The organism is Sulfitobacter sp. 1A10359, from assembly GCF_043558145.1.
Taxonomy (GTDB): Bacteria; Pseudomonadota; Alphaproteobacteria; order Rhodobacterales; family Rhodobacteraceae; genus Sulfitobacter; species Sulfitobacter faviae.
This window is the reverse complement of record NZ_JBIFGB010000004.1, coordinates 1-17,414: the sequence shown is the minus strand read 5'-3', so window position 1 is coordinate 17,414 and position 17,414 is coordinate 1. Positions and strand designations below refer to the sequence as shown.

Sequence of the window (17,414 nt, the reverse complement as noted above, 5' to 3'; positions counted from 1 at the left end):
CTGCGGTAAGGCTGACGCGACATTCTAGGAGAGGCGCAATGGCCAACGATCTTTTCAACAGCTTCATGACCGGCCCCGACGAACAGGGCCGTTTCGGCGATTTCGGCGGGCGCTTTGTCTCGGAAACGCTGATGCCGCTCATTCTTGAGCTGGAAGAACAATATGAGAAGGCCAAGACCGACGACAGTTTCTGGGCCGAGATGCACGACCTCTGGACCCATTACGTCGGCCGCCCCAGTCCGCTCTATCACGCCGAGCGGCTGACCGAGCATCTGGGCGGTGCCAAGGTCTATATGAAGCGCGACGAGTTGAACCACACCGGCGCGCATAAGATCAACAACGTGCTGGGGCAGATCATCCTCGCCCGCCGCATGGGCAAGAAGCGCATCATCGCCGAGACCGGCGCGGGCCAGCACGGTGTGGCCACGGCGACGGTCTGCGCCAAGTTCGGTCTGAAATGCGTGGTCTACATGGGCGCGCATGATGTTGAACGTCAGGCCCCCAACGTCTTCCGCATGCGTCTTCTGGGCGCCGAGGTGGTCCCGGTGACCTCCGGCCGCGGCACGCTGAAAGACGCGATGAACGACGCGCTGCGCGACTGGGTGACCAACGTGCGCGACACCTTCTATTGCATCGGCACCGTGGCCGGGCCGCACCCCTATCCGGCGATGGTCCGCGACTTTCAGTCGATCATCGGCAAGGAAGTCCGCACCCAGATGGAAGAGGCCGAGGGCCGTCTGCCCGACACGGTGATCGCCGCCATCGGCGGGGGCTCCAACGCCATGGGCCTGTTCTACCCCTTCCTCGACGACAAATCGGTGAACATCATCGGCGTCGAGGCCGGCGGCAAGGGCGTGGACGAGAAGATGGAGCATTGCGCCTCGCTCACCGGTGGGCGTCCGGGCGTGCTGCATGGCAACCGTACCTACCTGTTGCAGGACGACGACGGGCAGATCCTTGAGGGTTATTCGATCTCTGCCGGGCTGGACTATCCCGGCATTGGCCCCGAGCATTCCTGGCTGCATGACATCGGCCGGGCGCAATATGTCTCGATCACCGACCGCGAGGCGCTGGAGGCGTTCCAGCTGTGCTGCGCGCTTGAAGGGATCATCCCGGCGCTTGAGCCGAGCCACGCGCTGGCGCATGTACTCAAGATCGCGCCGGAACTGCCCAAGGATCACCTGCTGGTGATGAACATGTGTGGCCGGGGCGACAAGGACATCTTCACCGTTGCCCGCGCATTGGACTTCGACATGGGTGAATTCGCCTAAATTCCCATCCGAATCCGAGTCGAGTTTGACGGGGCCGCGTGAAAACGCGGGCCCGTTTTTTATGCGACAACGCGCGGTATGTGATTTGCGCATAAACTTTGGGCAGGGGCCAAAGTTCTTTGCCGAAAAAGCGCGAAAAAACTTTCACATCGCGAAAAGACCGGCTAGCCTTTCGTTGCAGCCCGCGCGCCTGCCCGCGAAACCCCGTTTCGCCCTTGCAGGCTTGACGCTAAGGCAATCCACCCCCGTATTTAGCGCCCGATTGGCTTCGTAAACCAAAGTTTACGACGCTCTTACAGGGGTTTAGATCGGACGATTTAAACCCGCGGCAGATAGCCAATCCCCCCTCGAATGCCCTTTTTCCTGTCATCCCAACGACGCCGCGTCACCGATGAGCGGCTCGCAACCCAACCCGGGACTGAAAGGAACACGACATGAAAAACGCATTCGCAACCGCCACACTGATCCTTGCCACAGCAGGCACCGCCGCCTTCGCACAGGGCATGGAAGGCCAGCAGGTCGGCTATACCGCAGATAACGCAGACGCCGCCTATTCGACACGCAACGTCACTTCCGACGCTCTGAGCTTTGACGACCTGCGCGCCGAAACACCTGCCGAGGCGACAGCGACCGTATTCGTCACCACACAAGACGCACAAGAAGATGGCCGTTTCGTCCGCTAAACGCGGGCCACGGCTCCTCCCCCTAACTTTCTCCCCCGAAAGGCTAAAACGATGAAAAAGACACTCGCAACAACCGCACTGATCCTCGCCACCGCAAGCACTGCTGCTTTCGCTCAAGGCATGGAAGGCCAGCGCATCGGCTATAACGACAAGACCGACAATGGCGTTTCCTACTCCAGCCGCAGCGAAGCCGTGGACGAGACCAAGCTGGAAGTCTTCAAAGAAGGCATCCTGCGCGCCGAAGACCTGTCCGACGTGACCATCACCGTCTTCCCGACCGCGCAGAGCGACGCTTCGGTCAACCGTTTCCCGCGCTGATCGCCGCGCGCCACTCACTTTCCCCCGAAAGGACACGACATGAAAAAGACACTCGCAACCACCGCCCTGATCCTTGCCACAGCAGGCTCCGCCGCTTTCGCACAGGGCATGGAAGGCCAGCAAATCGGCTATAATGACAAAGCTGATGCAGGCGTTTCCTACTCCAGCCGCAACGACGCGGTCGACAATGTGAAGCTGGACATCTTTAACAGCGGCACCTTCCGCGCAGAAGACACATCCGACGTGACCGTCACCGTCTTCCCCGCCGCGCAAGACGCCGAGAAAGTGAACCGTTTCCCGCACTGAGTTCGGCTCGATGCCTGCTAAGGCATTGCGGTAAAACAGTCTTCCGGCCAGCCAAGCAACCCTGAACTGGCCTCAAGAGAATGTACTCGCCCCCCGGGGCGGGTGCCAAATCACTAAGGGTTGATCAGGGCGCATGCCCGCCATCCCTTGCACTTCGGTCCGCCGCGGTTAAATACGGCGAACACCAAGGCAAGGCTTCACCATGAATAATAAGAAAAAGATCGCACTGTGGGTTATCGCCGCTCTACAGTTCAACGCCACTGTCTATTTCGTGCTCGTTTTTGCACTGGAGGGGCGCGGCGTGACGCTTTTCGGCACCCCGCTGGCCGACATTGGGCCGAACAAGGGCATTCAGGTTTTGGGTCTGATTCTCGGGGTCGTTCTGGGCTGGATGGCACTGCGGATGAGCCTCCAGCGGGCCGAGCGGGCAGAGACGGCGCTGCGTCATTGTACGGTGGAATTCGCCGATGTGCTCGAAGAACACTTTCGCGAATGGCACCTCACCCCGGCAGAGCGGGACGTGGCGATTTTTCTCACCAAGGGTTTGAATACACGCGATATTGCCGAGATGCGCGGCACGTCCGAAGGCACCGTAAAGGCGCAGACCAATGCGATTTACCGCAAGGCGGGCGTGACCGGGCGGACCCAGCTTCTCAGCACCTTTATCGAAGACTTGATGGACGATTCCCTGATGCCGCGTCCCAAGTCGAAACTGCAACTCTGCCACGCGGCCTAAGGGCGGCGTGGCGCCTTAGCGCGTCAGTTCCAGAATATCGAAATCGCTTTCCACTGCCGGTGACGGGAACAACAGCCGCGCGCGGGTGGGGCTGACCCGCTGGAACACGGCCACGTCGCTTTGTACTTTGCCGCCTGAGGTGAAATCTTCGGGCAGATCGGCATAATCGGGCGGCGTTTCGCCCCGGACATAGCCCACCCCGGCATAGATCGCGCGGCCTTCGCGCAGGGTAATCTCGCCCTTGGTGAGCTGTGATCCGGTGAGTTTTTCAAAGGTGAAACCGCGATTGCTGGCGGTAAAGCGGCATTTGAACGGGCTATAGGCCACAAGCGGGCTGATCCCGCCCAGCTTGATCGTGCGGCAAGACCAATCGCCCTGCAAATCGGCGGAGAATGCGACCTGAGGTTGCCCAGAGAGCGCGCGGGTCAAGATCGCCACATCCCCCGCGTCGCCCCCGTTCAGCGCTTGCATCATGGCGACGCCAAAGGCGGCGTCGAAGGTCTCTAACCGGGCGCTATCGACGGGGCGCAGGGTGGTTTCCGCCCAAGCGGTGACGGGCAGAAGCAGCAGGAGGGGCAAGAGGCGCAGGCGCATGGTTAATCCTCGCTGGGGTCGATGGCATGGTCGCGCAGCACCTCCAGCGGCACGATATCGAGCGCGCGCAGATGCGTGGCGGCCAGATGCACCCGCGGGGCGCAGCCCTCATCCGCGGCTTGCAGGAACCGCGCGGCACAGAGGCACCATGCGTCGCCCGGCTTCAGCCCGGCAAAGCCAAACTCGGGGCGCGGGGTGCTGAGGTCATTGCCGACATATTTCGAATAGGCCAGAAACTCCGCCGTCATCACCGCGCAGACCGTATGGCTGCCCTGATCCTGCGCGCAGGTGTTGCAATGGCCATCGCGGAAAAAGCCCGTGACCGGATCGGTCCCGCAGATGGCGAGGGGCTGGTTCAGAACGTTGATGCTGTCGTCCGGGGTCATGGCTTCCTTTCTGTCTCAGCTTTCCTCGTCGAGTGAGGCCGCGATCTGGCGGAAAATCTCGATGTTTTGTTCCGCCACCCCCGCCTCACGGAATTTGCGGTCGGCGGCATTGGTGGCGATGACCACATCACGGGCGCTGTCGACATAGATGTACTGCCCATAGATGCCGCGCGCCATATATTCCCCCTCGGGCGCGCCCTGCGGGATCCACCATTGGTAGCCATAGCCGATGCGGCCCTCGGCGGTGGGGGCGGTGGGGCTGGTTGATTCTGTTACCCAGTCTTCGGGCACGATTTGCTGGCCGTTCCATTGCCCACCTTGGGCGAACATCTGGCCGAAACGGGCATAGTCGCGCGTGGTCATATTGAGGCCCCCGAGCACGAAGGCGGTGCCGGAGCCATCGACGATGTAATAGGGCGCATGTTCCAGCCCCAACGGCGCGATGACCTTCTCGCTCAGCAACTCGGGCACGCTGCGCCCGGTGGCACCACGCACCACCATGCCGATCACATGGGTGTCGATCGACACATATTGCCACTGGCTGCCCGGCGCGGTGAAGGTCTCGGACAATTCGGCGGTAAAATCGTCGAGCTCGCCGCCAAGCGCCACCACCCGGCCCATGCGGTTGATGTCTGAATCGTAGTCCAGATAATCTTCGTCAAAGGTGACGCCGCTGGCCATATGCAGCACGTTGCGCAGACTGGCCCCGTCATAGGCGCTGCCCTTCAGGCTGGGGGCATATTTGGTCACCGGATCGTCGAGGGATGCGATCTGGCCCTCCTCCAGAAGGATGCCCACCAGCGCCGAAAGATAGCTTTTCGCCACCGACCAGCTGATGCGGCGGTCCTCGGGGCCGGTGCCTTTGAAATAGTTCTCATAGACGATGGCGCCGTCTTTCAGCACCACCAACGCGGTCACGTCCCGCGCCGCGATCCAGTCGTCCACCGCCTCGGGCAGTTCGGTTTCGGGGCCATAGGGAAGCTCGGTCGTCAGCCCGTCCCCGCGCGAAACGGGGGCGGAGAGGAAAGCACCGTCCATATGGCTGAAGTTGTGCACGATCTTCTCTTCGGAGAAGAGAGAGTTCACCGCCAAGAGCCGTTCGATCTCTTCCCGCTTCCAAAGGCCGATGACGATGGCCGCCAACAAAAGCGCCAGCAAGACCCGGCCCAGCCATTTTCCGAATGTACGCATGATATCCCCCCTGTTGGCCCACAGTGAACCACGGCGCGGGGGCGGGGGCCAGCCCGACATTGCGTCAGGAGGGGCGTCAGCAGGGGCGTGAGGCCGAAAGCGTCAGCGGAAGCGGTCCATCAGCTTTTGCAGCGGCGATTGGGGCTCTGCCTCCGGCTCGGGTTTGCTGGGGGCGGGCTTTGGCTGGGCTTCGGTGGGTTTCTTAGGCCCCTTGCTGCCGGTGCCCGAGCGGGGCGGGGCCACGCGCAGCGCCACGGCATTCATGAAACGGCCAGTGTCGCCCCGTGCAAGATCCGCCGCCCCGTCCGAGACGCCGCGCAGCACATCGTCCAGCCAACCTTCGTCTGCTTTGGGGAAGTCGCGCAGCACATAGCCCGCCACCGCGTCCTTATGGCCGGGGTGGCCGATGCCCATGCGCACACGGTCATAGTCCGCCCCGATATGCGCGTGGATCGAACGCAGCCCGTTGTGGCCTGCATGGCCGCCGCCGGTCTTGCATTTGACCTTACCGGGGGCGAGGTCCAATTCGTCATGAAAAACAATCACATCAGCGGGGTCGATCTTGTAGAACTTCATCGCCGCCTGAACCGATTGGCCGGAGTTGTTCATAAAGGTTTCGGGCTTGAGCAGCACCGCCCGGTCAGAGCCGAAACGCCCCTCGCTGACGCTGCCCTGAAACTTGCCCTTCCACGGGGAAAACCCGTGGTCATCGGCAATGCGGTCCAGCGCCATGAAGCCGATGTTGTGACGGTTGCGGGCATATTTCGCGCCCGGATTGCCGAGGCCGACGATCAGTTTCATGGGCGAGGTCTCCTTTGGTTTCGCCTATCTTAACAAGCGGGGCGGGAGAATGTCCCCAAGGTCGCCGGAAATTTTTAGAATTTCCGGGGCGATTTCTTTGAAAGAAATCGGGCCCCAAACGCAAAACGGGGCCGCGCGATGCGACCCCGTTTCAGCACAGCCTTGCGGCGCGCTATTATTCACCGTCGGGCGGGCCCATTTCGGTTGTCGGCACTTCGTCCGCTGCCGTGTCGTCATCGTCGTCATCCGACGCGGCCAGACCAGCAGGTGCAGAGATCGTGGCGACGACGAAGTCGCGGTCGATCGTGGGTTTCACACCCTCGGGCAGGTCGACGCGGCTGATGGTCGCGCTGTCGCCGATTTCGAGGCCGGTGATGTCGACGGTCACATGCTCGGGGATGTCCGCGGCGGTGACGACCAGTTCAACTTCCGGACGGACCAGAGTGAGCACGCCACCCTTTTTCAGGCCGGGGCATTCTTCTTCGCCTTTGACGTCGACGTTGATGAACAGGTTGATCTTGGTGGTCCGCTTGAGGCGCATCAGGTCGATGTGCGTGGGCAGGTCCTTGACAACGTGGCGCTGAACGTCGCGGCAGATCACACGAACGTCGTCGTGGCCTTCAACCTTGAGGTTGAACAGGGTCGCTTTGAAGCGGCCTGCGCGCAGCTTGGTCAGCAGCTTGTTGAAGGGGATGTTGATCGGCAGCGGCTCTTTGTCGCCACCAAATACGATACCAGGAACCATGCCGTCACGACGTGCTTGGCGAGCGGCGCCCTTGCCTGTCCCCGCGCGTACCTGGGCTTCAAGATCAGGAATCTCTCCGGCCATTTTAGTCTCCAAATTTGTTAGGGCGGGAATCCTCCAAGGCTGTATTCCCGCGTGAAGCCGCGCGTATAGACCGGTTTTGCCCGGCTGGAAAGGGCAAAAGGGCCGGGGCGGCGCTATTACTGCGGCGTGCGCAGATAGCCGTCCGCCGCCATAAGCCGGTCATAGAGGGCGAACTCCTTGGCGCGTGCGGCGCGCAGGCGGGATTCGACCTCCTGCGACAGGGGCGCGGGCAGATCGGGTGAGACGTTCTTGGGCTTGAGCTTGACCTCCCGCCCCAGTCTTTCGGCCAGAAAATCGCGAAAGGCCGGTTGGCGTTCATAGGCGAAGAGGTGCTCGACCAGCAGGTCTTCACGGTCAGAGGTCAGAAAGGAAAACTGGCTGCCGATCTGCGCGCGGGGCGGGGGCGTGTCGGAAATGACTTCAAGCGCGAAGTCCTCGAAGCTCAGCCCCTTGGTGCTGAGCGGTTTGCCATCCAGCCGGGGCTGGCTGCGGTAGCGATACCAGCTTCGGATTTGCTCGACAGGGTTGCGCATCACCGCCAAAGCCTCGGGGGAGGCCGAGAAGGTTTCCTGCAAAAAGGGCAGAACGCGCCGCCGATAACGCAGGGCCGTCAGATGTTTGCGCCCCCGCGAAAAGATGATCTCGGCCTCGGGCTTCAGCGCCATTTCGACAGCGGTGGTCCCGGTTTTTGGCGTGGCGAGAAAGGTAAGGTCGCGGCTGAGAAAGATCAGCATGTGCCCGGATCGCGCGGCCGTTCCTGCCAATCACCGCCAAAGTTGCGCGGGATCAGCAGGTTGTGCCGCCCGAGGTTGGCGATTTGCGTCTCTCCGCAGAGCGCCATGGTCAGATCCAACTCGCGGTGGATCACCTCCAGCGCGCGGGTCACGCCCGGCTGCCCCATCGCGCCCAGCCCATAGATGAAGGCGCGCCCGATGTAGGTGCCCTTGGCCCCCATGGCCATGGCTTTGAGGACGTCCTGACCCGAGCGGATACCGCCATCGAGATGCACTTCGATCTGGTCGCCCACCGCGTCGAGGATCTCTGGCAGCATACGGATCGAGCTTAGCGCCCCATCGAGCTGCCGCCCGCCGTGGTTGCTGACGATGATCGCATCGGCCCCGACTTTCAGTGCCATGCGCGCATCCTCGGCATCCAGAATGCCCTTGAGGATGACCTTGCCGCCCCATTGCTCTTTGATCTTGGCAATCTTGTCCCAATCGAGAGAGGGATCGAACTGCTCCGCCGTCCAAGCACCAAGGTCGGCGTTGTCGGTGACCCCATGCACATGGCCCACGATATTGCCGAAATGCCGCCGCTTCGCGCCCAGCATCTCGCGCCCCCAGCCCCATTTGGTGGCAAGGTTGGCGAGTGTTTTGACCGTCAGTTTGGGCGGGGCGGAAAGGCCGTTTTTCAGGTCTTTGTGGCGCTGTCCGAGGATTTGCAGATCAAGCGTGATGACGAGGGCCGAGCAGTTCGCGTCCTTCGCGCGCTGGATCAGGCGGCTGACATAATCCTGATCGCGCATGGTATAGAGTTGAAACCAAAAGGGTTTCGTCGTCGCCTCTGCCACGTCTTCGATGGAGTTGATGGACATGGTCGACAGGGTGAAGGGCACGCCAAAGGCTTCGGCTGCGCGCGCGGCTTTGATTTCCCCGTCGGCACATTGCATCCCCGTCAGGCCCACGGGGGCGAGGGCCACCGGCATGGCCACGTCCTCGCCGATCATCTGCGTCGCCGTGCTGCGCCCCGACATATCCACGGCGACCCTCTGGCGCAGGCGGATTTGGTCAAAATCGCTGCAATTCTCACGGAAAGTCTGCTCGGTCCAGCTGCCCGATTCCGCGTAGTCGTAGAACATCTGCGGGACGCGGCGTTTGTAGATACGTTTGAGATCGTCGATGCTGGTGATGACGGGCATGGGCCACCTGTGCTGAATGGGTTAACTTTTGGTAGCAACTGGTGGGGGGCTTGGCAATTGGGAAGGCTGCGGCAACGAAAAAGCCCGCGCGGCCAGTGGGGCAGCGCGGGCTTGGGGTCGATTCCCAGGGAGAGGGGGGTTACGCTGAATGCGCCCCGTCGGCCAGTGACTTCACAAAGCCCAGCACATCCTTTGCGCTGTCGCCATTGGCGATCCGGCTTACGATGGCCGAGCCGATCACCACACCGTCGGCCACTTCGGCGATGGCGCGGGCTTTCTCGGGCGTGTTCACGCCAAAGCCCACGATGACGGGCAGGCCGCTGGCCTTTTGGATGCGCGCCACCTCGGGCGAGACGTCCGCGGCATTGGCTTCGGCCGAGCCGGTGATGCCGGTGATCGAGACATAATAGACGAAGCCGGAGGTGTTCTGCACCACGCGCGGCAGGCGCTTGTCGTCTGTCGTGGGTGTGGCGAGGCGGATAAAGTTCAACCCGGCGTCCTGCGCGGGCAGGCAAAGCTCGATGTCTTCTTCGGGCGGCAAGTCGACCACGATCAACCCGTCGATCCCGGCGTCTTTGGCCTCTTTCAGGAAGTTTTCGACGCCCATGGAATAGATCGGGTTGTAATAGCCCATCAGCACGATGGGTGTCGTGTCGTCATTCTCGCGGAAGGCGCGGACCATTTCCAGCGTGCGGTTCAGCGTCATGCCCCCTTCGAGGGCGCGTTGACCGGCAAGCTGGATCGTTGGGCCATCGGCCATCGGATCGGTGAAGGGCAGGCCAAGCTCAATGATGTCGACCCCGGCAGCAGGCAGGCCGCGCACGATTTCCAGCGAACGGTCGAAATCCGGGTCGCCCGCCATCACATAGGAGACAAACGCCTTTTTGCCGCGGGCGCGGAGGTCTTCGAATTTGGCGTCGATACGGGTCATGTGGCTTGCCTCATTTGGTGCTTTCCTCGGCAATGCCGAATGTCGCGGTGAAAATCAATCCACCGCGGGGCAGGGGGCGGCAAAATTCGCCTCCGGTGGGCGCCTATGGCACGCCGCGCCCTTCCATTTTGCGCAAAGCCTCCTATCTCATGGGCCATGAATTATGTACTCGCCCTTTTCCTGCCGCCGCTGTCGATCCTGCTGATCGGACGGCCGATCCTGTCCATCGTGGTCTTCCTGATCTGGCTGCCCGCGATCATCTTCTCGGGCGGGTTGACGCATCCGATGTTCATCCTGCTGGCTTGGATCCTGATCTATCAGGCGCATCAGGACCGACGCGCGCGCTGAGCCTTGCGCTTTGCGGCCCTTACCCCTAACACACGCGCAGCTTTTATAGGGGTATCGTCATGGGTTTCAAAATGGGCATCGTCGGTCTGCCGAACGTCGGCAAATCGACCCTTTTCAACGCGCTGACCCGCACCGCTGCGGCGCAGGCGGCGAATTTTCCGTTCTGCACCATCGAGCCCAATGTCGGCGAGGTGGCGGTGCCCGATGCGCGGCTCGACAAGCTGGCCGAGATCGCCAGTTCGAAAAGCATCATCCCCACGCGCATGACATTCGTCGACATCGCCGGTCTGGTCAAAGGTGCGTCGAAGGGCGAAGGCTTGGGCAACCAGTTCCTCGCCAACATCCGCGAAGTCGACGCCATCGCCCATGTGCTGCGCTGTTTTGAAGACGGCGACGTGACCCATGTCGAAGGCCGCGTTGACCCCGTGGCCGATGCCGAGACCATCGACACCGAACTGATGCTCGCCGATATTGAGAGCATCGAAAAACGTTTGCAAAACATCGTTCGCAAGGTGCGGGGCGGTGACAAGGAAGCGGTCCAGCAAGAGCGTCTGATGCGCATGGCGCTGGAAGCGCTGGAAGACGGCAAGCCCGCCCGCGTGGTCGAGGTCGACGAGGACGACGCCAAGGCTTGGCGCATGCTGCAGCTGCTGACCACCAAGCCCGTGCTTTACGTCTGCAACGTGGGCGAATCCGAGGCCGCCGAAGGCAACGAACATTCCGCCAAAGTCGCCGAGATGGCCGCCGCACAGGGCAATTCCCATGTGGTGATCTCGGCCCAGATCGAGGAAGAGATCAGCCAGCTCGAAGCCGAAGAGGCCGAGATGTTCCTTGAAGAAATGGGGCTGAAGGAAGCCGGGCTCGACCGGCTGATCCGCGCGGGCTATGAGCTTTTGCACCTAGAGACTTATTTCACCGTCGGCCCCAAGGAGGCGCGCGCTTGGACCATCAAGTCCGGCACCTCCGCGCCCAAGGCGGCGGGGGTCATCCACGGTGATTTCGAAAAGGGTTTCATCCGTGCCGAGACCATCGCCTATGATGATTTCGTAAGCCTCGGCGGTGAGGGCCCTGCAAAAGAAGCAGGCAAGATGCGGGCTGAAGGCAAGGGCTATATCGTCAAAGACGGCGACGTGCTGCACTTCTTGTTCAACACCTGATCAGCGGGGCAGGGGGCAAGGCTTCCGCACACGTAAAAAGCCCGGCAGCGCGCGCTGCCGGGCTTTTTGTTTGTTAGGGCAACAGCTTACTTGCTGTCGTTGCCCGTGCCAAAGCCACCGTAGACATAGCCTTCACCGGGGCTGCGCAGGGCGTTGCGTGTGCTCATCACGGTGTCGCGGTTCTTGTCGGTGTCGGCGGTGTTCAGCATGATGTCGTTCGCCTTGGTCGAGGCATGCGGGTTCCGCATACGGTCATTGTTGCCATAGACGTCGCTTGCGTCAGCGTTCACCGAAGTGTCGAGGAAAATGTCGTTGTGACGGGTGGAGTTGTCGGCAACGGCAGCGGTGGAGATCAAAGCGGCGGCGGCGGTGGTCATGATGAGTTTCATAGCGTGTTCCTTCAGGTTTCTCTTAAATCGCGTCAGTGCGATGTCATTGTTTGTGGTGAAGTAACGGGCGCTCCGCCGTGAAAGTTTCGCTGCGGTTGCGAGATTGGAGGTGGGGCGGGGCGTTTTGCTTGTTCGGAGGAAGGCTGCGGTCTGTTTTTCTGTATATATTCAGTTAGTTGCTATATCCCTCGCATTGTTTCACAAGTTATTCACGCTGCCGTGTAAGTTGCTACAGCCACGACAAATGGCAGGGAAATGCCAGTGGTTGGGGCTGCTGGGATGGCTGCTGCTGCACAGCAGCACAGTTGATCACGCAGTATCCTGTCTCAGCGCGGTGGATCAGCGGGCGGGAAAAAGAAACCCACCGCAAGAAATGCAGAATTTCCCACGAATTTCGCCTTGCCCCTCGGGCGCGACCTCTTTAGACGGGTCGACGGAGACGTGGCCGAGTGGTCGAAGGCGCTCCCCTGCTAAGGGAGTAGGCCCGGAAGGGTCTCGAGGGTTCGAATCCCTTCGTCTCCGCCACCCACACCTGCACGATAGCACCGCCCCCGACCGGGCCGTCATCGCATACGCCCCTAGCGTACCCCCGCTTTGCAACTTCGTTACATTTGCCCGGCACGGTCTTACCAGCCCTCCGCCTTATTCTCGGCAGAATTTTCGGCCAGCATTCTAAACATCCGGGGGGACCAGATCCTTGGCGATGGCGGCGAGACGCCCCATCGCTCAGCGAAAAGGAGGTTCCAGATGTTGGTTAACGTAAGAGACTGGTCTCGCATCCTGCATAATTGTATCTTCTCCGATGCCGATCAGTCGCTCTGTGCAAGGGCGTGGCAATACCGGGAGGTGAGCGTTCTTTGGGCGCTTTGGGTCATGATCTTCACCCCGGGCCATTGCGAGCGGAGTTTCCGCCACCACCGCAAGATGCTGCGCCTCACGGCGCGCAGGTCCCCGGGCAGCGGCGGGTAACAAAGCCGCCAACAAGCACGTTATCCCCGCGGAATTCTCCGGCTGGGCAGTTGCATGCAGATGCATTCACGTTCACTTTGCCGGCAACGCCGCAGGCGGCCGGTTTGACCGCGCCGCTGGCCTTACCCAAGCAAAGGACAGCTATGCTTCGTCACGATCCCATTTACCCGTCCCACCGATCTCCTGTGGTTGCCGACAATGTCGTCGCGACCTCTCAACCTTTGGCCACGCAGGCCGGTCTCTTGATGATGCAGCAGGGGGGCAATGCGGTGGATGCGGCGATCGCCACCGCCGCGGCGCTGACGGTGGTGGAGCCTACGGGCAATGGGCTGGGTTCTGACGCTTTCTGCATCCTGTGGGATGGGGAGAAGCTGCATGGGCTCAACGCCTCGGGCCGCGCGCCTGCGGCTTGGTCGCCTGAGCGGTTCCCCGATGGCATGGTCGAGCATGGTTGGGACAGTGTCACCGTGCCGGGCGCGGTCAGCGCTTGGGTCGAATTGATGGAGAAGTTCGGCAAGCTTGATCTGGCAACGGTGCTGGCCCCGGCGATCCGCTATGCCGAAGAGGGCTTCCTCGTCTCGCCCACCATCGCGACGCTCTGGGCGCGCGGGGCCGAGGTTTTGGGCAAGCAGCCGGGCTTTGCCGAGACATTTCTGCCCGAGGGCCGCCCCCCGCGCGCGGGCGAGCGGTTCCGCAACCCCGGCGCCGCACGCACCCTGCGGCTGATCGCCGAGACCAATGGCCGCGCCTTTTACGAGGGGGAGATCGCCGAAGAGATCGTGGCCCATGCCAAGGCCAATGGCGGCGCGATGACCATGGCGGATCTGGCGGCCAATAAGCCCGAATGGTGTGGCACGATCAGCCAAAGTTTTGACGATGTGGAACTGCATGAAATTCCGCCAAACGGGCAGGGGATCGCCGCGCTAATGGCGCTCGGCATTTTGGAGCATAGCGATATCCGCGCGCATGGCGCAGACGACCTGATGGCGGTGCATTTGCAGATCGAAGCCTGCAAACTCGCCTATAGCGATCTGCATGCCTATGTGGCGGATCGGACGGCCATGACGGAGGTCGACGAAAAGGCGCTGCTCGATCCCGCGTACCTCAAGTCCCGCGCCGCGCTGATCTCGACCGAGAAGGCGCAGGACTTTGGCGCGGGCGCGCCCAAGCAAGGCGGCACGGTTCTGATGAGCACGGCGGATGCGTCGGGCATGATGGTCAGCTTCATCCAGTCGAACTACGCGGGCTTCGGCTCGGGCGTGGTGGTGCCGGGGACGGGCGTATCGATGCAGAACCGCGGCTTTGGCTTCACCACCGAGCCGGGGCATCAGAATATCGTGGCGGGGGGCAAGCGGCCCTTCCATACGATCATCCCCGGCTTCGCGATGAAGAACGGCCAGCCCCTGATGGCCTATGGCATGATGGGCGGCCCGATTCAGGCCCAAGGTCATATGCAACTGCTGCTGCGCACGCAGCTTTGGGGGCAGGACGTTCAGGTCGCCGCCGATGCGCCGCGCTGGCGCATTCTGTCGGGGCTGGAAGTGGCTTGCGAGCCGGCGATGGCGCCCGAGCTTTTGCAAGGGCTGCGCGATTTGGGTCATGTCGTCCATGTCGAAGCGCCGGACAACGCTTTCGGTTTCGGCGGCGCGCAGCTGGTGCAGCGTCTGCCCGAGGGCGGATATTCCGCCGGGTCCGATCCGCGCAAAGACGGGCAGGCGGCGGGTTTCTGATCCGGGCGTCTTTGCCCATGTGAGTTTGGCATGGCCCGTTCCAGGGCCATGCCGTTTTGTTTTCAGCCTTGCCCGCGCATCGCGTCGACCGACCACGGCCCCGGCCCGGCGGCTGCGAGGTAGAGAAAGCCAAAGCTGTAAAGCGCCGCCAGTTCACCGCCATTCAGCAGCGGAAAGAACCCCTGCGGCATATGCGCGATGAAATAGGCCACCGCCGTCAAGCCGCTCAGGATAAAGGCTGACAGGCGCGAGAACAGGCCGATCACCAGCAAGACGCCAAAGACCAATTCGATCACGCCCGCGATTCCACCCATCGAGGCGATCGACACGCCGTTCATCGGCCCGGCTGGAAAGCTAAGGATCTTGGTCGTGCCATGTTGCAGCACCAAGAGCCCCGACATGATGCGGAAAAGCGAGAGTATCTGCGGCTGGTAGGGGGAGAGGAAGGTCATGTTTTCCCTTTCAGGACATTGAGTTGTTCATACGAGCCCAGTTTCAACCGCAGCCCGCGCAACCCGTCCAGCCCTAAGCGCCGGGGGAGGAGATGTGTAACGGACCTGTGATGCCGGCCCCCGGTGCCGAACCGTGTCGCGGGGCGCATTTCACGGGCGTTTGCAGATAATCGAAAAAAATTCACTTCAATCGGTCAATTGCTCTTGCGCACCCCGGACCGCCCGCGTTAAAGAGCCGCTGTCCGAGGGCGTTGCCCGAAAGACAGACATAGGCATTCCGGCGTAGCTCAGCGGTAGAGCAGTTGACTGTTAATCAATTGGTCGTAGGTTCGATCCCTACCGCCGGAGCCAATTTCCTGGCAAGCATCTGAGGATAAACACATTTTGTGTTTGGCTCCGATGTTGTTTCCCCGAGTTGGCAGATTTGGTTGCACACGAGGTTGCACATCAGGTTGCCTCTGCTCCATTTCACTCATCGAAGCAGGCTCTCCGAAACCCGGAGATTGCATGCCCCTTTCGAGTTACCTCTACCGTCAACGCGGACAGTATTATTTTCGTCGGCGCATCCCAGGGTTATCCACATCTCGTTCGCCCGTCTTGATCTCCCTAGGGACGAAAGACCCGAATCTTGCGCTTACATGTGTTGGGACACTAACCATGGAGTTCGAAAGCGTGCTGGATGCGTTTGTCTTTGTTTTGGACGAAATCCCGGAAGATCTGCTGCGCCGGTACATGAAGGTGCGGTTGACGCAGTCGATTCAGGAAACACGTCGTCAGCGGCGGCTTGAATGGGTCTTGGGCCGGTCCGGTTTTTCATCTCCGGAGAACCGTGAGCCTCTCCGGATCGCATTGGTTTCTCTCTTGCAGAACGGGATTGGGAAAGCGTTTCCGCCCAGCCACGTTAATCCGGAATGGTCACCCGACATGCTGGCGAACGTCATGCGGTGCTACCATGCAGAAGCCCATGCCCTTTCGGCACGGGAAACGATAAATGCGCTGGCAGAGGAGTTTATCAGCGCCACAGGAATGACCCCGTGTTCGATGGAGCATCGCGCTCAGATCATGGAGGTCTATCTGCAGGCGCGCCTTGCCTCTTTGGACTGCCTCGATACGGACCAGGTGTCCGTTCGTGAAACGTACCAGAGCATGCTCCGCGAGATTGCGAAGCCCGTGTCCGAGGGCTTCCCAATGCAGGAGGTCGCTGATCCGGAAACTACGGCACCCCCCACGAATGTTGCCAATGCGGCGAAACAGATCGAACCTGACCATTCGATTGCTAGGACCACGTCTGCGTGTCTGACGCCCGGCGTTCAGCTTTCTGAGGAGCCGCTGACCATCCAAAGATTGACGGAGCAGTTCGACACAGCGCGAGACTGCGATGAACCGCTGCACCGTTCGCCCGCCAAACAGCCCTATGGTGTCGACATCGCTGGCGCCTGTGAACGCAGCATCAAAATCGCCCAGGCAAAGGGCGAAATGGACGACAAAACCGCCGATCAGCGGCGCTCTCGAGTTAAGACGTTCTGTTTGCTGACCGGCGTTCAGACAGTCACCGAGGTAGAGCAGTATCATTTCCGGATTTTCGAAGAGCGGATTGAAGACCTCAGGACTAATTTCTTGAAACGGAAAAAAGATGCCTTCTTGACTTGGGCGGATCTTGAGGCCGAAGCGCGGGAGCTTGAAGACGAACAGCTGGGCCGCGCGCCCTCGACTTATAATTCGTATCTCGATCAAATTGGTGCTGTGCTGAAGCATGCACGGGCCAACGAGCGGTCTGGCGTAGATGCTGACCTTGATCCCTCACTGCTACGCCGCCGTGAGGATGTGCGCGCCCGCAGCAAGCGCTCTGCCTTCCAGCCTGACGAGATCAATGCGCTCTTCCAGCATCCCGTCTGGCAGGGCTGCCGCAGTGACGGCAGGCGGCATGAATGCGGTAATGAGGTCATCAAGGACGGACTGTTTTTCTTGCCACTGATGGTCGCGTACTCGGGCGGACGGATGGAGGAAATCGCAGGTCTGACCGTGGATGCGATCGTCGAGGTCGATGGCCAGTACGGGTTTGATATTCGCTCTCATGAAGAGCGCCGGATCAAGAACGCTCACAGCGCGCGGCTCATCCCGATCCATGAGCATCTGCTCGAACTTGGTTTGCTGGAGCATCGAGACAGGATGATGTCCAAGGGGGAGAGATTGTTGTTTCCCGAACTGCGCCCGACCAGCGCGAAGAAAAAGTTCATGTCTGCCCTGAGATACAACTGGCGGAAGCTTCGCGAGTGTCAGCTGGATGGCAACCCAAAAGGCCTCGATGGCCACAGTCTGCGCCATAGTTGTTGATTGTCACTGAGAACTGACCCGGTAGCCCCATAAATTGTCACTGAGAATTGACCCATGTGAACACACTTCCC

19 protein-coding genes and 2 tRNA genes are annotated in these 17,414 nt (G+C 61.1%); 11 read left to right on the top strand and 10 right to left on the bottom strand.

The window, feature by feature from the left end:
- The first annotated feature begins 38 nt into the window (after positions 1 to 38).
- From trpB to ACGYK2_RS11260, 5 genes are all read left to right on the top strand, one after another.
- On the top strand, positions 39 to 1,271 hold the full coding sequence (gene trpB, locus ACGYK2_RS11280; protein WP_067263216.1) for a tryptophan synthase subunit beta: 1,233 nt from the start codon (positions 39 to 41) through the stop codon (positions 1,269 to 1,271).
- Positions 1,272 to 1,705: 434 nt separating this feature from the next.
- Positions 1,706 to 1,954, top strand: a complete 249-nt coding sequence (locus ACGYK2_RS11275; protein WP_209217424.1) for a tryptophan synthase subunit beta — start codon at positions 1,706 to 1,708, stop codon at positions 1,952 to 1,954.
- Positions 1,955 to 2,005: 51 nt separating this feature from the next.
- Positions 2,006 to 2,272: a tryptophan synthase subunit beta gene (locus ACGYK2_RS11270; RefSeq protein ID WP_271689370.1), complete on the top strand. Its 267-nt coding sequence runs from the start codon at positions 2,006 to 2,008 to the stop codon at positions 2,270 to 2,272.
- A 39-nt stretch (positions 2,273 to 2,311) separates the two neighbouring features.
- A complete protein-coding gene (locus ACGYK2_RS11265) occupies positions 2,312 to 2,578 on the top strand; it encodes a tryptophan synthase subunit beta (protein ID WP_271689371.1) in 267 nt (88 codons plus the stop codon).
- A 202-nt stretch (positions 2,579 to 2,780) separates the two neighbouring features.
- Entirely contained in the window at positions 2,781 to 3,314 is a 534-nt protein-coding gene (locus ACGYK2_RS11260; RefSeq protein WP_271689372.1) for a LuxR C-terminal-related transcriptional regulator, read from the top strand.
- A gap of 15 nt (positions 3,315 to 3,329) precedes the next feature.
- On the opposite strand, the gene ACGYK2_RS11255 is transcribed toward ACGYK2_RS11260, so the two are convergent.
- From ACGYK2_RS11255 to trpA, 8 genes are all read right to left on the bottom strand, one after another.
- Positions 3,330 to 3,908: a DUF4893 domain-containing protein gene (locus ACGYK2_RS11255; RefSeq protein WP_271689373.1), complete on the bottom strand. Its 579-nt coding sequence runs from the start codon at positions 3,906 to 3,908 to the stop codon at positions 3,330 to 3,332.
- Positions 3,909 to 3,910: 2 nt separating this feature from the next.
- Positions 3,911 to 4,294 carry a DUF2237 family protein gene (locus ACGYK2_RS11250; RefSeq protein WP_271689374.1) on the bottom strand — a complete coding sequence of 128 codons (384 nt, stop codon included), beginning with the start codon at positions 4,292 to 4,294 and terminating at the stop codon, positions 3,911 to 3,913.
- Between the two features lie 15 nt (positions 4,295 to 4,309).
- The gene (locus tag ACGYK2_RS11245; protein ID WP_271689375.1) at positions 4,310 to 5,485 is read right to left on the bottom strand and encodes a serine hydrolase; all 1,176 of its coding nucleotides are present in this window, start codon (positions 5,483 to 5,485) and stop codon (positions 4,310 to 4,312) included.
- 102 nt (positions 5,486 to 5,587) lie between these two features.
- Positions 5,588 to 6,286 (bottom strand): aminoacyl-tRNA hydrolase, encoded by a 699-nt coding sequence (gene pth / locus ACGYK2_RS11240; protein WP_271689376.1) that lies wholly within the window; start codon positions 6,284 to 6,286, stop codon positions 5,588 to 5,590.
- A 175-nt stretch (positions 6,287 to 6,461) separates the two neighbouring features.
- Positions 6,462 to 7,115, bottom strand: a complete 654-nt coding sequence (locus ACGYK2_RS11235) for a 50S ribosomal protein L25/general stress protein Ctc (RefSeq protein ID WP_271689377.1) — start codon at positions 7,113 to 7,115, stop codon at positions 6,462 to 6,464.
- A gap of 116 nt (positions 7,116 to 7,231) precedes the next feature.
- On the bottom strand, positions 7,232 to 7,849 hold the full coding sequence (locus tag ACGYK2_RS11230; protein ID WP_271689378.1) for a hypothetical protein: 618 nt from the start codon (positions 7,847 to 7,849) through the stop codon (positions 7,232 to 7,234).
- Positions 7,843 to 9,033 (bottom strand): alpha-hydroxy acid oxidase, encoded by a 1,191-nt coding sequence (locus tag ACGYK2_RS11225; protein WP_067261685.1) that lies wholly within the window; start codon positions 9,031 to 9,033, stop codon positions 7,843 to 7,845. Before ACGYK2_RS11225 ends, ACGYK2_RS11230 begins: the two co-directional genes overlap by 7 nt.
- Before the next feature lie 139 nt (positions 9,034 to 9,172).
- Positions 9,173 to 9,964 carry a tryptophan synthase subunit alpha gene (trpA, locus tag ACGYK2_RS11220; protein WP_271689379.1) on the bottom strand — a complete coding sequence of 264 codons (792 nt, stop codon included), beginning with the start codon at positions 9,962 to 9,964 and terminating at the stop codon, positions 9,173 to 9,175.
- Positions 9,965 to 10,120: 156 nt separating this feature from the next.
- Between trpA and ACGYK2_RS11215 the strand changes: the two genes are divergently transcribed.
- Both ACGYK2_RS11215 and ychF read left to right on the top strand, forming a co-directional pair.
- Positions 10,121 to 10,312, top strand: a complete 192-nt coding sequence (locus ACGYK2_RS11215; protein ID WP_067261693.1) for a hypothetical protein — start codon at positions 10,121 to 10,123, stop codon at positions 10,310 to 10,312.
- 59 nt (positions 10,313 to 10,371) lie between these two features.
- A complete protein-coding gene (gene ychF, locus ACGYK2_RS11210) occupies positions 10,372 to 11,469 on the top strand; it encodes a redox-regulated ATPase YchF (protein ID WP_271689380.1) in 1,098 nt (365 codons plus the stop codon).
- Between the two features lie 86 nt (positions 11,470 to 11,555).
- Here ychF and ACGYK2_RS11205 read toward each other — a convergent pair whose 3' ends face one another.
- Positions 11,556 to 11,858 carry a hypothetical protein gene (locus ACGYK2_RS11205; RefSeq protein ID WP_271689382.1) on the bottom strand — a complete coding sequence of 101 codons (303 nt, stop codon included), beginning with the start codon at positions 11,856 to 11,858 and terminating at the stop codon, positions 11,556 to 11,558.
- Positions 11,859 to 12,293: 435 nt separating this feature from the next.
- Here ACGYK2_RS11205 and ACGYK2_RS11200 point away from each other — a divergent pair.
- Together ACGYK2_RS11200 and ACGYK2_RS11195 are read left to right on the top strand one after the other, a co-directional pair.
- Positions 12,294 to 12,383: transfer RNA gene (locus ACGYK2_RS11200), tRNA-Ser, on the top strand.
- 587 nt (positions 12,384 to 12,970) lie between these two features.
- A complete protein-coding gene (locus tag ACGYK2_RS11195; RefSeq protein WP_271689383.1) occupies positions 12,971 to 14,557 on the top strand; it encodes a gamma-glutamyltransferase family protein in 1,587 nt (528 codons plus the stop codon).
- A gap of 62 nt (positions 14,558 to 14,619) precedes the next feature.
- Here ACGYK2_RS11195 and ACGYK2_RS11190 read toward each other — a convergent pair whose 3' ends face one another.
- Positions 14,620 to 15,009, bottom strand: coding sequence for a DoxX family protein (locus ACGYK2_RS11190; RefSeq protein ID WP_271689384.1), 390 nt, complete (start codon positions 15,007 to 15,009; stop codon positions 14,620 to 14,622).
- A 276-nt stretch (positions 15,010 to 15,285) separates the two neighbouring features.
- Between ACGYK2_RS11190 and ACGYK2_RS11185 the strand changes: the two genes are divergently transcribed.
- A tRNA-Asn gene (locus ACGYK2_RS11185) sits at positions 15,286 to 15,360 on the top strand.
- Positions 15,361 to 15,408: 48 nt separating this feature from the next.
- Positions 15,409 to 17,343: a DUF6538 domain-containing protein gene (locus ACGYK2_RS11180; protein WP_394374304.1), complete on the top strand. Its 1,935-nt coding sequence runs from the start codon at positions 15,409 to 15,411 to the stop codon at positions 17,341 to 17,343.
- The last annotated feature ends 71 nt before the right edge of the window (positions 17,344 to 17,414 follow it).

Coding starts and splice junctions, on each gene's coding strand:
- ACGYK2_RS11265 (WP_271689371.1), top strand. CDS start 2,312: ATGAAAAAGACACTCGCAACCACCGCCCTGATCCTTGCCACAGCAGGC.
- ACGYK2_RS11190 (WP_271689384.1), bottom strand. CDS start 15,009: ATGACCTTCCTCTCCCCCTACCAGCCGCAGATACTCTCGCTTTTCCGC.
- ACGYK2_RS11260 (WP_271689372.1), top strand. CDS start 2,781: ATGAATAATAAGAAAAAGATCGCACTGTGGGTTATCGCCGCTCTACAG.
- ACGYK2_RS11245 (WP_271689375.1), bottom strand. CDS start 5,485: ATGCGTACATTCGGAAAATGGCTGGGCCGGGTCTTGCTGGCGCTTTTG.
- ACGYK2_RS11270 (WP_271689370.1), top strand. CDS start 2,006: ATGAAAAAGACACTCGCAACAACCGCACTGATCCTCGCCACCGCAAGC.
- ACGYK2_RS11230 (WP_271689378.1), bottom strand. CDS start 7,849: ATGCTGATCTTTCTCAGCCGCGACCTTACCTTTCTCGCCACGCCAAAA.
- pth (WP_271689376.1), bottom strand. CDS start 6,286: ATGAAACTGATCGTCGGCCTCGGCAATCCGGGCGCGAAATATGCCCGC.
- ACGYK2_RS11255 (WP_271689373.1), bottom strand. CDS start 3,908: ATGCGCCTGCGCCTCTTGCCCCTCCTGCTGCTTCTGCCCGTCACCGCT.
- ACGYK2_RS11215 (WP_067261693.1), top strand. CDS start 10,121: ATGAATTATGTACTCGCCCTTTTCCTGCCGCCGCTGTCGATCCTGCTG.
- ACGYK2_RS11275 (WP_209217424.1), top strand. CDS start 1,706: ATGAAAAACGCATTCGCAACCGCCACACTGATCCTTGCCACAGCAGGC.
- ychF (WP_271689380.1), top strand. CDS start 10,372: ATGGGTTTCAAAATGGGCATCGTCGGTCTGCCGAACGTCGGCAAATCG.
- ACGYK2_RS11250 (WP_271689374.1), bottom strand. CDS start 4,294: ATGACCCCGGACGACAGCATCAACGTTCTGAACCAGCCCCTCGCCATC.
- ACGYK2_RS11180 (WP_394374304.1), top strand. CDS start 15,409: ATGTTGTTTCCCCGAGTTGGCAGATTTGGTTGCACACGAGGTTGCACA.
- ACGYK2_RS11195 (WP_271689383.1), top strand. CDS start 12,971: ATGCTTCGTCACGATCCCATTTACCCGTCCCACCGATCTCCTGTGGTT.
- ACGYK2_RS11235 (WP_271689377.1), bottom strand. CDS start 7,115: ATGGCCGGAGAGATTCCTGATCTTGAAGCCCAGGTACGCGCGGGGACA.
- ACGYK2_RS11225 (WP_067261685.1), bottom strand. CDS start 9,033: ATGCCCGTCATCACCAGCATCGACGATCTCAAACGTATCTACAAACGC.
- trpA (WP_271689379.1), bottom strand. CDS start 9,964: ATGACCCGTATCGACGCCAAATTCGAAGACCTCCGCGCCCGCGGCAAA.
- trpB (WP_067263216.1), top strand. CDS start 39: ATGGCCAACGATCTTTTCAACAGCTTCATGACCGGCCCCGACGAACAG.
- ACGYK2_RS11205 (WP_271689382.1), bottom strand. CDS start 11,858: ATGAAACTCATCATGACCACCGCCGCCGCCGCTTTGATCTCCACCGCT.